The sequence below is a fragment of the Bacteroides sp. 14(A) genome (genome assembly GCF_000526555.1).
GTDB classification, from domain to species: Bacteria; Bacteroidota; Bacteroidia; order Bacteroidales; family Bacteroidaceae; genus Bacteroides; species Bacteroides cellulosilyticus.
In genome coordinates, this window is the sequence record NZ_JAGH01000001.1 from 1,436,930 (window position 1) to 1,450,499 (window position 13,570).

Consider the following 13,570-nt stretch of genomic DNA (forward strand, 5'->3'; position numbering starts at 1 on the left):
ACCATAATGAAAAAACTATCGACTTTATTCTTAATGACCTTACTTGCTGCCTCCCTGCATGCTCAGCGCAGTGAGTATCTACTTGAAAAGAACTGGAAGTTCATGAAGGGGGAAGCTCCGGAAGCCATGAAGCCGGAATTTGACGACCGGAAGTGGGAAACTGTAACCGTGCCTCACGACTGGGCCATCTTCGGTCCCTTCGATCGCAGCAACGATTTGCAGGAAGTGGCGGTAACGCAGAACTTCGAGAAGAAAGCTTCCGTCAAGACCGGACGTACCGGTGGACTTCCTTATGTTGGCATCGGATGGTATCGTACTAGGTTCGATGCCCCCGTCAATCAACAGACGACACTTGTCTTTGATGGTGCAATGAGTGAAGCCCGTGTATATGTCAATGGACAAGAAGCATGCTTCTGGCCATTTGGTTATAATTCTTTCCATTGTGATGTCACCGGACTTTTGAATAAAGACGGTAAAAACAATATGCTTGCCGTGCGTTTGGAAAATAAACCACAATCTTCCCGTTGGTATCCTGGCGCAGGACTTTATCGTAATGTGCGTGTGGTGAGTACCGATAAAGTACATGTTCCTGTATGGGGTACTCAGCTGACTACTCCTCATGTTTCTGATGAGTATGCTTCAGTACGTCTGTTGACCACTATTGCCAATGATGAAGAAAGAGATATCCGTATCGTGACAGAGATAATCTCTCCCGATGGGAAAGTCGTTGCAACGAAGGATAATACTCGTAAGATTAATCATGGTCAGCCTTTTGAACAAAACTTCCTGGTGAATGCTCCTTGCTTGTGGTCGCCGGAGACACCTTATTTATATAAAGCTGTTTCTAAAATCTATGCCGATGGCAAGCAAACGGATGAATACACTACTCGTTTCGGCATCCGCAGCATAGAAATCATTGCCGACAAAGGATTTTTCCTGAACGGTAAGCATCGCAAGTTCCAGGGGGTGTGCAATCACCACGATCTTGGTCCGTTAGGCGCTGCCATCAATGTTGCTGCATTGCGCCGTCAACTTACGATGCTGAAAGATATGGGTTGTGATGCCATCCGCACCGCTCACAATATGCCGGCACCGGAGTTAGTGCAACTTTGTGATGAAATGGGTTTTATGATGATGCTGGAACCTTTCGACGAATGGGACATTGCCAAATGTGAGAATGGCTATCACCGTTATTTCAACGAGTGGGCAGAACGTGATATGATAAATATGTTGCATCAATTCCGCAACAATCCTTGTGTCGTAATGTGGAGTATCGGTAATGAAGTTCCTACCCAATGTAGTCCTGTAGGCTATAAAGTCGCTTCTTTCTTGCAGGATATCTGTCATCGTGAAGATCCGACACGTCCTGTTACTTGCGGCATGGATCAGGTGACTTGCGTTCTTGCTAATGGTTTTGCCGCCATGATTGATGTGCCCGGTTTTAATTATCGTGCACACCGTTATCTGGAAGCTTATGAACTGTTGCCGCAGAATATAGTACTTGGTTCTGAAACATCCTCTACCGTTAGTTCTCGTGGCGTATATAAATTTCCTGTAGAGAAACGCGGGGATGCGAAGTACGATGATCACCAGTCTTCCGGATATGACTTGGAGCATTGTGCCTGGTCTAATGTTCCAGATGAAGATTTTGCTTTAGCGGATGATTATGACTGGACTATCGGCCAATTCGTTTGGACAGGATTCGATTATCTGGGTGAGCCTTCTCCTTATGATACGGATGCATGGCCAAGTCATAGCTCTTTGTTTGGTATCATTGACCTTGCCAGTTTGCCAAAAGACCGCTACTATCTGTACCGTAGTCTTTGGAATAAGAATGTGAATACACTCCATATACTTCCTCACTGGACATGGCCGGGTAGGGAAGGAGAGAATACTCCTGTCTTTGTTTACACAAACTATCCTGCTGCCGAACTTTTCGTTAATGGAAAAAGCTATGGTAAACAGCATAAACTGACAGCCGAAGAGAGTAAAGCTATTCAGGACAAAGATACACTTGCCCTCCAGCGTCGTTACCGCCTGATGTGGATGGACGTTCCTTATGAGCCGGGTGAAGTGAAAGTGGTGGCTTACGATGCTTCCGGCAAACCTGCTGAAGAAAAAGTAGTTCGTACTTCCGGCAAACCTCATCATCTGGAAGTCATTGCTGACCGTGACCAACTCACTGCCGATGGTAAAGATTTGGCATACATCACTGTTCGTGTGGTTGATAAAGACGGAAACCTTTGTCCTGCTGATAATCGTCTTGTAAACTTTACGGTGAAAGGCGCGGGACGTTATCGTGCTGCCGCTAATGGAGATGCAACTTCACTTGATTTATTCCACTTGCCGAAGATGCCCGCTTTCAGTGGTCAGCTGACAGCCATTGTTCAAATGACCGAACAGCCCGGTGAAATTATTTTCGAGGCTAAGGCTAAAGGGGTGAAATCTGGTAAGCTTGTGCTGAGGTCTGTTAGAGAGTAAAGAAAAGAGGGCGTCACTTTCAAATGAGGTGATGCCCTCTTTTTATTCTACCACCCATTTTTCAATGTTCCGGGTTTTCTCACTGAAGTTTATTCCTATTTTAAATAGTTTTCGTTCATCCATCTCGAAAGGAAGTGCATAACGCTTGTCATTAATTTGCTGCAAAGCTTCTTCGGCAGTACCTTTCAACTTGAATTCCATGATATAAATGAATTTGTCTGTCTTTAATACGAGGTCGATGCGCCCGTTGCTAGTCTTATATTCCACTTGGGTATAGAAACCTATTAATTTGAAAACAATGAAGAGTACATTTTCGTAGTGCAGTTCCTGTTCGCGGATTACTTCGTAAGTGGTATCTGCAAAGAAACTTTGCAGGCGGCGGAAGAAGGAATCATAATCTCCCAATTCCACTTCATGAACAAATTTCTGAATAGCAAACGGAGCTTCTACTTTGTTGACATTTGCATAGAAAGGCAATAGGAAACGGATGAAACCTTCCTCTACTTCACGGTTGGGAAAACCTAAGCGATACATACCAAAGCGTTCATCGTATCCTTTGATGGTAAGATACCCGCTTTGATAAATCATCGGAATGGGATTGGTTGATTCAGAATCGATGCTGTTCAGTACTTGGGCGTCGGTTTCTTCATGTGCCATCCGTTCCAGATCGTAATGATGTTTTTTTAGTAACTTCACTAAGTAGGTAGGTGTTCCCGTCTCAAACCAATAGCTGTTGAATTCTTTATATTTGAAGGCATTAAGAAGGCTGAATGGATTGTATATACCGATAGAGTTATGAGTGAAATGATAACCGTCATAGTTTTCTCTGAGTTCGGCGCAGAGTTTGTCATACGTCACTCCCCGTGCAGCTGCAAATTCATGGATTTCATTTTCCAAATTAGAATGAATCTCCTGTTCGCTAACCCCACAGATTTCAATGTACTGATTCCGCATTGATATGTCGTCCAAGTTGTTTAGATCACTGAATACGCTGACCTTTCCAAACTTTGTCACTCCCGTCAGCAGGGCAAACTTGATGCAGCCATCCATCGTTTTGAGTACGCCATAAAACGCCTTTAAAGTATTCCGGAATTGTTTTTGTAGCTCTTCGTTACCGATAGCCTGCAACATAGGCTTGTCGTATTCATCTACCAAAATTACTACGCGTTGCCCGGTTTGTTCGCAGGCACGTTCTATAATACCTGCAAAGCGCAGGGAGAAGGAGCGTTCAGATGGTTCGGCGCCGTAGAGTTTTTCCCACGCTACCAACGACTTCTCAAGTATATTATACAAACTCTCCGGTGCGTCATATTTCTCAATATTGAGGTCGAGATGCAGTATCGGATACTTTATCCAGTCTTTTTCCAACTTTTCTATTGCCAGTCCCATAAACAGTTCCTTTTTCCCCCGGAAGTATGCTTCCAGTGTTGAGATGAGCAAACTCTTACCGAAACGACGTGGACGGCTCAGGAAGTAATAACGGCCGGTTTTTACCATTTGATAAATTAATGCCGTCTTATCAATATAGAAATAATCATCCTGACGGAGACTTTCGAAATTTTGTATTCCTATGGGATAAATCTTATTGCTCATATTTGCCTGTTTTTATACATCAATACACAAAAGTACTTATTTATGTTCTATTTTCAGTATTAAAAAGGGAAATTTAATCAGGGCAACCGCATCAAAATTTGTTCGTTTCTGTAGGGTTATGAATTAATTCACCACAGAGTAACACAGAGTTTCACAGAGTTTAATCAATTTGAAATCAAAAGAATATAACTCCGTGAAACTCTGTGTTACTCTGTGGTGAAAACTCATTACTATACCGTTCTGAGGGTAGTTGTCCCCTCGTTACCTTCTTTTCCAGGCAGCCTTACTATAAGTTTAACGTCATATTTACTTGCACGCTTGCACTATTTGCTGTAAGTTGCTGATAAATAGTTGAAAAAACGTGGTGGCAGCAACTTTATTTGCGTGTAAGCAAAAAGTTGCTTGCACGCTTTGTCAGGGATAACGCCTACTCTTCTTTCTGTTAATGACACATGTATATTCCGCTGATATACAATGTTCTTTTGATTAATATACGTTTAATTTAGAATGACTACAATTGTGGTTCACCTGTTTCATAATGGTGGTTCATGTGCTCCATCAATGTGAAGCAGGTGTACCACAAATGTGGTTACTCTTAAATTGGCAATGTGAATTTAATAAATACTTGGTATTATTCGTAAAGAAGTGGCATCAGACAGGTATAGAATAGTGTGGCTTTTCCTCCGAAAAACGTTCATAAAGGACACGAAACACTAGGAGACTGCATCTATATATGGGTGGCGTTGGGTATATAGATGCAATCGTCAGGAAGGTTTTAACTCATGCACCGGAAATATCGGCTGAACCTAATGAACAGCAGTATGCGGTTTGCAATGATTTCGGGGTAATTAGGAGAGTGGATAATGAAAAAACGGGAAATAGGGATAAGTGTCATTGTGACACATTGTATTTTTAGTTGACTGAGAATGCACTGTTTCTGTCCGTATGTCTACCGAGATGGAAATATGGAAATGAAAAACGGTAAATGTCAGAATAATAGTTGGATAGCGAATTTGTTACATTTGTTCTGGAACGGAATAGCTCTCTAAAACCGTTCTTATAGGTGAAAAGCCTGACACAAATAAGTGCGTTGGCGATAAGTAGTAACCCTTTTGCCTATATGTAGTAACCTTTTTACCTATAAGTAGTAACCCTTTCACCTGTAAGTAGTAACCCTTTTCTGCATAAGTAGCTATCAAAGTTGCAATTATATGCAATAATAGTGTATTTTTTATCCTTTTTTTATTCACTGAATATGCTGGTTTGTGATTTTGTAAACTAAAGTATGTTGCGAAAATGAGGAATATACTATCATTGTGGATGCTGGATGGGTGTAGGTACTATTGTTTTGATATTTTTTATCTCTTAGTTTCTTGAAAATGATTGTGTATGGGGCTCTTTAAAATGAAGATTTTTATCTTGCGCAACGGTGCAACTCTGTGCAATCGTTTGCACTGTTGCATTTGCATATTTCTTATATTTCTTATATTTTAATATTTTAATAAAGCATATTTTTGTTGCGTCATGTTATAGATACCTTATAAAAGAGAAAGTAATCGAAAGATAATTTCGAATATATAATATAGGTAATTAATATTGTTAACTTTAATTTTTTAAATGCATGAAGCAAGTTAATCTTAGAATCTATCGAATGATTCTTCCCCTATTAGTAGGGTTATTCTTGTCTGTTGGCGTTTATGCACAGAATATTACCGTGAGAGGGCATATAAAAGATGCCACGGGATTGGAAGTGATAGGCGCAAATGTCGTAGAGAAAGGAAATTCTGCGAATGGTACAATCACTGATTTGGATGGAAACTTTACGTTGAGTGTTCCGAAGGGGGCTACGTTAGTTGTTTCTTTTATCGGCTACAAAACAGCAGAAATAGCTGCTGCTCCTACTGTTATGCTGACATTGCAGGACGATTCCGAATTGTTAAGCGAAGTAGTAGTTATCGGATATGGTTCGGTGAAAAAGAACGATTTAACAGGATCTGTAACAGCCATTAAGGCTGAGGAGATCAATCGTGGTGCTATTACTTCTCCTGATCAGATGCTTCAAGGTAAAGTACCGGGCTTGTTGGTAACTCCAGCTTCCGGTGACCCAACAGGTAGTGCTACTATCCGTATTCGTGGTGCTGCTTCTTTGACAGCCAGCAATGATCCGTTGATTGTGATCGATGGTATACCTGTTGCCGGTAATGGTGCTGGTATGGCTAACCCTTTATCAACGGTTAATCCTAATGACATTGAGTCGTATACTGTATTGAAGGATGCTTCGGCAACTGCTATTTACGGTTCACGTGCTTCCAATGGCGTCATAATGATTACTACTAAAAAAGGTAAGGGCGACAAAGTTCAGGTGAGTTACAATTCAAGCTACAGTATCAAGCAGAATACTTCTACGTTGGATGTAATGAATGCTGATCAGTATCGTGAAATTGTGGAAAGGGTATATACAGGTGAACAGCTGACACTTGTTAAAAGTATGATGGGAAATGCCAATACAGATTGGCAAGACCAGATTTATCGTACAGCCTTTTCTACTGACCAAAACATTAGTGTGTATGGGAACAAAGGCGGCCTTCCTTTCAGAGCCAGCTTAGGTTATAACTATAACGAAGGTACATTAAAAGTTGGTGACAATCAACGTGCTAATGCTTCTATTAGTTTGTCTCCTAAATTCTTTCAGGACCATCTGTCTGTAAATGTGAATGTAAAGGGTATTTATAATCGTGCTAATTATCCTGATAACGGTGCTATTGGTTCTGCTATTTCTTTCAATCCGACTGTACCTGTTTATTTTACTAATGCCGATGGTAGCATTGACAGAACCCAATGTAACGGTTACTGGAACTGGGTGTATGCTGACGGTGCTGCTAATACAAACTCAAGTATTAATCCATTATCGCTTTTGGAAGATGTTTATAATGTGAATAATACTTGGCGTTCAATGGGTAACTTACAATTGGATTATAAGATTCATGGATTCGAAGATCTTCGTTTCAACTTAAACTTAGGTTATGATTTCTCTCATACGGCAGGTGACAAGTATAATGAACTGGGTTCATTTATGGCTAAAAAAGCTTCTCCTGATACTTATGAAGATTACAGTAATCAAAACTCAAATACTTTGTTAGAGTTTTATACTAACTATAACAAAGAATTCGGAATTCATCATCTTGATGTAATGGGTGGTTATTCATGGCAACATTACTACGAAAAATTCAATAAGATTATTTATTATAACGATAATCGTTCAGAAGTGTATAACCATACTCCGACAAATCGCAAAGAGTACTATTTGGTGTCTTTCTTTGGGCGTGTAAATTATTCTATCGATTCTAAATATTTGTTTACCTTCTCTTTACGTGATGATGCTTCTTCCCGTTTCGCTAAGGACAATCGTTGGGGATTATTTCCATCAGCAGCTTTCGCTTGGAATATGGCTGAAGAGAATTTCTTGAAGGATAATTCATTTTTCTCAAGTATGAAACTTCGTCTTGGTTGGGGACAAACAGGTCAGCAGGATATAGGCGATAACTTCTATCCTTATCAAGCCAAATATACAGAGTCTTCATCTCCTACTACAATGATTCCTTGGGGTGATGGTTATATCACTACTTTGGCTCCTAATGCCTACAATCGTAACATCAAGTGGGAAACTACTGAAACGTTCAACGTTGGTTTGGACTTTGGTATCTTTGGTGGTCGAATTAATGGTAATGTAGATGCGTATTATCGTAAGACTTCTGATTTGCTGAACAATATTACAACCCCTATGGGTAATAACTTCTCAAACACTGTGATTTCTAACGTAGGTAATATGAAGAATATGGGTGTTGAATTCAATCTTAACTTCATTCCTATCGAAAAGCAAGATATGCGCTGGACTATCAACGTGAACGGTACTTATCAAAAGACGGAAATTACGAAGTTGACCAATGATGATTCCACTTATCTGGGAGTACAAACAGGTGCAAATATGGGTGGTACCGGTGGTTATACTTCACTTCATCGTGTGGGATATGCTCCTTATACTTATTATCTCTATCAGCAGGCTTATGATGAAAATGGCAAGGCTATTCAGAACGTATTGGTTGACCGCGATGGTGATGGAAGTATTACAGAGGCTGACCGTTACGTAACAGGTAAGAGCATTACACCTAAATTCTTCTTTGGTCTTAGTTCTCAGTTTACTTACAAGAAGTGGGACTTTGGTTTCAACGCCCATGGTTCATTTGGCGGTTATGCCTTGAACAGGATAGCAATGAATAATTCTTCCGCTTTCTCTGATGATTATACAAAGGGATATATTAATAACTTATCTACTAATGTATTGAAGACAGGTTGGACAAGAGCTATCTCTAATGAACAGAAATATTCTGATATGTTCCTGGAAAATGCTTCATTCTTCCGTATGGATGATATCAATGTGGGGTATACTTTCGATAAATTTGCTCATTGGAAGGGTAATATCCGTGTAGGTGCTTCTGTACAGAATGTGTTTACCATCACCAAATACAGTGGATTGGATCCTGAACTTACAGCAACAGATGGCGTAGATAATAATATCGTTCCTCGTCCACGCCTCTATACGGTACGTTTGAGTATTAATTTTTAAAGATAGAACGGATAAATTATGAAAAAATATATTTATAGTTTGGCAATTTTAATGTCGGCAATGACATTGAACTCTTGTATCGGAGATTTGGATACAATGCCACTAAACGAAACAGATAAGACAGCCGAACAGGTGTATGTTACATTAGGTGATTTCGAAAAAGGTTTGGCTTACATTTATGGTTCTTTCTCTTTAGTGAGTCAAAGTGACCCGGGATCGGCAGATATCAATGTGGGTGATGCCGGGGCCAGTGAATTGGTGCGTCAGTATATGGTATTGAATGAAATGTCAGTAGGTTCATTGAAGTGTGTATGGGGAGATACTTATGTAGCTGACCTGCAGAATAACTCTTGGACAACTGCGCCTAATGATGCCTTGATTGCTGTCTACACACGCTGCATGATGATTGTCACTCGTTCAAATGAGTTTTTGTTGCAGAGTGATAAGAAAATAGATATGGAAGGTATTAAGGAACTTCGTGCCGAAGCTCGTTTCCTCAGATCGTTAGGATATTACATTTTGCTTGATCTCTTCGGAAATCCTCCTTTTGCTTTGCCTGAAAACATTGGTGGTGCTTTGCCTACGCAAATAGGCCGTGAAGGATTGTTCAATTGGATTGAATCGGAGTTGAAAGCGATCATTTCAGGTGAAGACGGCGAAGCTCTTCCGAATAAAGGTAGTGTTGCCTATCCTCGTGCTGATAAAGGTGCCGCTCAAGCTGTATTAGCTCGTATGTATCTGAATGCAGAAGTGTATACGGGAACAGCTCGCTGGGCTGATGCTAAAACTGCCGCTGAAGCTGTAATTGCTATGGGGTACAAGTTGTGTCCGAATTATGAAGAACTCTTTATGCAGGATAATACGGAAAATTTGAATGCCCGTAATGAATTTATCTTCGCGATAGCTTATGACCGTGACAAGACTCAAAGTTATGGTGGAACAACAGCTCTTATCAATGCTTCTTTGGGTGAGGATGCCAATAATGGTATAGCTGCTGCTTTAGGTTATCCGGCAGGTACAAAAATTAGCCGTGATCAGTGGAATGGTTATCATGTTCCTAATGAATATGTAGCTAACTTTGATCTCGTTGGTGTAGACTGGGAGGCAACAAGCGGTTTCGGTTATAATCGTGAGAAAAGTGATCGTCGTGCTTTCTTCTATAATATAGGTGGTGTGGAAGCTTATGATAAAGCAAATGTTAATTCGGGTTGGAGATGCTGGAAGTTCAATAGTAGGGCTTCAGATGGTACTCTCTATTCTACTGATAATTATTCTATATTCTCATCAGCTGACTTCCCGATGTTCCGTTTGGCTGAAATGTATTTGATTTATGCAGAGGCACAAGCTCGCTTGGACGGTGGAACTACAACAGATTCTAAGGCAATGGGCTATATTAAGGAATTACGTGACCGTGCAGGCATGACGACTCCGTCATCTATCAATTTGGATTTTATCTTAAAGGAACGTGCTTGCGAGCTGATGTGGGAAGGTCACCGTCGTACAGATTTGATCCGTTATGGTTACTTTACAGCAATGTCATTCCCTTGGCCATATAAAGGTGGTATACCCGATGGTAAGGTTGCTTTGCCGAGTTATCGTACTGTTTATCCTCTGCTTCAATCAGATTTGAGTGAAAACTCAAACTTAGTGCAGAATACAGGTTATCAATCTAATAATTAAAACTCAAATAAGAGACTTATGAAACTAATTAAAAATATAATGCTATTGATGGCTGTCGTGCTGTTCGCTGCTTGCGAAACAGATATTGATACGCCGCAAGTAAATAGCTCCGATAAATATGTTGCCCCTGTCATTGGACAGTGTAGTGATATTATTGTGAATGCAGACAACTCTAAGGATGAAACAGTTGTGTTTTCCTGGAAAGCCGCTGACTTTGGTTTACCAGTACAAGTGCTTTATACTGTTTATTTGACTAAGGGTGATAAATCTTCCTTGGTGGGTACCTCTTCTTCCACTTCTTTAGCTATTGCTAAAGGCGATATCAATGGAGTTGTAATCAATGGTCTTGGTGTTAATCCTAATGAAACCGCAGAGGTTCAGGCTTATGTTACGGCTCAATTTGCAGGAACAGATGAGTATGAAGCGATTAAATCCAATGTCTCAAACTCCTTTAAGGTGACTACTTATGCAGCTCCACTGAAGAATCTGTATGTAGTAGGCTTCTTCAATGGTTGGAAAGAAGGTGAAGCTGTTGAAATCTGGGAAACGAGTGCAGGTACTAATGTTTATGAAGGTTTGTATGATTTCTTTGAAGATGGTACATCTGGGCATTCAGCTTTTAAAATTATTTCCGAGCGCAGTTGGGGCGGAGGTAACTGGGGTTACGATGCTTTCAAGGTAGATAGTCACTTTACCGGTATTGCTGGTGGAGATTTACAGTTGCCTGCCGGATTCTGGAAGATTTCAGTAAACAGAACTGCAATGTCAATCGATGCTACTCCTGTTTCTGCTGTTGATGTGGTAGGTACATGTAATGGTTGGAATACTGATGCTCCAAGTCTCTTGACTTATGATCCTGTTCAAAACGTATGGCTTTCTGAACCTTTAACTTTTGAAGCAGGAGGTGAATTCTTGATTCGTCTTAACTCAACCTATGACAATAAATATGGTTTAGGTAATTCAAGTATCGCTATACCAGGTGGTATTGAACTGGTAGCTAATGGCGGCGGTAACATCATAGTTGATAACGCAGGTACATATGTTATCAAACTTCATGCTAATCGTACACCGTTTGTTGTAGAACTCGTTAAGCAGTAATTAAGCAATAATCTTTAAAAAAGAATGATTATGATAAAATATTTAAAATATATGTTCGTGGTGGCTATCGTAATGATAGCTGTCACCGGATGCCAGGAGGATTGGGAAGATACATTCTCAAAAGAGCCTACTGCACCTGAACTCGTGAACAATGGAATGATTCTGATGACAAAGAATACTATGTCAGAGTCTATTACATGGGCATGGTCTGCTGCCCGTTTCATGCAGGGTGAAGTTTCGTATGCACTCTATACGCAATATGGTACCGGTGCTGCTGTACAGGTAGGAACTGCTACAAAAGACCTGAGTCTTACAATGACAAAGACTGATTTTCACACTTTACTGGAAGGTATTTCTGGTATTCCTGAGAATAATTCATTTGATCTCGCATTCTACGTAGTGGCTTCAGATGCTAATGGTAAATATGAGTCGGCTAAACAGACAATGAAAGTGTATGCTTATGGTGATGCGGTATCAGCAGTAGTTGCTGCTTCCGTTCCGGAGTTGGTACTTGACATAAATGATCCTGCCGGTGAAGTGCAATTGTTGAGCTGGGAAGCTGCCCGATTAACTTATAATGAAGCTGTCACTTATGCTGTTTCTGTGTCTTATGATGGTGGAGAGGCAATTGAAGTAGCTAAAGATTTGACAGGAACTACTTGTACAAAGACTGTGGATGAATGGAATGAGTTGATTGTTGCTACTGGTGCTCCCGAAGCTAAACCTGCTGAAGTACAGTTTACTGTAACGGCATATTCTGAAACATATCCTGATGGTGTACCTTCTGCACCGTTAGCAGTAACGGTTACTACTTATAAGGCAACTTATCCGGCTTATATACAGCTTACCGGTACAGATAAGAAGCTTCCGCAAAGTACGTTAACCAAAGGTTTGTTTGAATGCTTTGTAAATCTTGCTTCTGATACGAATTTTAAATTACTTGATCCGGATTCAGCAGCTGAGTTGGGAAGTGATGACGCTGAAGCTACTACCGATGATAAAGGTAATAAGGTTATAAATGGTACTATAGGTGGTAATACTGCTATATCTCTTTCTGCCGGTACATACCGTATCAGTGCAAGTATGAAGTTTAATACTCTTCAGATTGTGAAAGTAGAGTCTTTGGGACTGATTGGTTCTGCTACAGTAGGTGGCTGGGATAAGGAAACTCCATTAGAGTATGATGGTGTGGCTAATACATATTCTGTAGTTACTACATTGACGAAAGACGGTGAGTATAAGCCTCGTGCTAATGATAACTGGGGATATGCAATTGATGCAGACGGTATATTCAAAGATGGAGGTGATAACTTCAAGTTTGAAGGAGAAACCGGTGAATATAAAGTGGTTGTTGATGTGAATAAGCATCCATTTGCAGTGAAGGTGCTGAGCACGGCATTCCCGACGGAAGAATTCATTTATATTCCGGGTAATCATCAAGGTTGGTCGCCAGAAGCGGCTCAGGCTTTGCGTACAAGTGATTTTGACGGAGTTTATAAAGGTTTCAGCTACTTGAATGGTGATTTTAAATTTACGAAACAGCGTGCATGGGGACCTGGTGAATATAACAGTAGTCACTTCTCTACTTACGAGGGTGGGCTTGCACCGAGTACCGATGGTAGTAATATCAATATGCCGACGGCTGGTTTCTATTACATAGTCGCTGATGTTATGAATGCTAAGCTTACCGCAACGGCTACCACTTGGGGCATTATTGGTGATGCTACTGCTGATGGTTGGAATTCAGATCAGAATATGACATGGAATTCTGATAAGAAGTGTTGGACGGCTACTCTTACGTTGACCGACGGAACTATGAAATTCCGTGCTAATGGTGGATGGGATATTAATGTTGGTGGAAAGATTGATGATCTTTCTTTCGGAGGAGATAACATGACAGTTCAAGCTGGTACTTATGATATTGAATTGTATTTGGAACGTACAGCTTCTGATGCTATGTACTGTACAATGACAAAGAAATAAGATAGGTTGATTTTATAAAAATAAAGGCTGTCTGGGGGAATTATTCTGCAGGCAGCTTTTTTTAATATTCTAAATCGTATTTGTAGTAACTTGTACATCAGTAATGGCTAA

At 40.5% G+C, this 13,570-nt stretch carries 6 protein-coding genes; 5 read left to right on the top strand and 1 reads right to left on the bottom strand.

All coding sequences use genetic code 11. The features are described from left to right. The first annotated feature begins 6 nt into the window (after positions 1–6). Entirely contained in the window at positions 7–2,481 is a 2,475-nt protein-coding gene (locus K429_RS0105320) for a glycoside hydrolase family 2 TIM barrel-domain containing protein (RefSeq protein ID WP_025726262.1), read from the top strand. Between the two features lie 42 nt (positions 2,482–2,523). Here the strand turns inward: K429_RS0105320 and K429_RS0105325 are convergent, their stop codons facing one another. Continuing rightward, positions 2,524–4,074: an ATP-binding protein gene (locus K429_RS0105325; RefSeq protein ID WP_025726263.1), complete on the bottom strand. Its 1,551-nt coding sequence runs from the start codon at positions 4,072–4,074 to the stop codon at positions 2,524–2,526. A gap of 1,621 nt (positions 4,075–5,695) precedes the next feature. On the opposite strand from K429_RS0105325, the gene K429_RS0105335 reads away from it, so the two are divergent. Genes K429_RS0105335 through K429_RS29345 form a run of 4 tightly spaced genes read left to right on the top strand, consistent with a single transcriptional unit; the run spans position 5,696 to position 13,459 of the window. Further along, positions 5,696–8,698 carry a TonB-dependent receptor gene (locus K429_RS0105335; RefSeq protein WP_025726265.1) on the top strand — a complete coding sequence of 1,001 codons (3,003 nt, stop codon included), beginning with the start codon at positions 5,696–5,698 and terminating at the stop codon, positions 8,696–8,698. 18 nt (positions 8,699–8,716) lie between these two features. Continuing rightward, a complete protein-coding gene (locus K429_RS0105340) occupies positions 8,717–10,378 on the top strand; it encodes a RagB/SusD family nutrient uptake outer membrane protein (protein ID WP_022210794.1) in 1,662 nt (553 codons plus the stop codon). An 18-nt stretch (positions 10,379–10,396) separates the two neighbouring features. Continuing rightward, complete coding sequence (locus tag K429_RS0105345; protein WP_081750835.1) at positions 10,397–11,476, top strand: SusE domain-containing protein; 1,080 nt, start codon at positions 10,397–10,399, stop codon at positions 11,474–11,476. Between the two features lie 30 nt (positions 11,477–11,506). Beyond that, complete coding sequence (locus K429_RS29345; RefSeq protein ID WP_025726267.1) at positions 11,507–13,459, top strand: SusE domain-containing protein; 1,953 nt, start codon at positions 11,507–11,509, stop codon at positions 13,457–13,459. Positions 13,460–13,570: the final 111 nt, after the last annotated feature.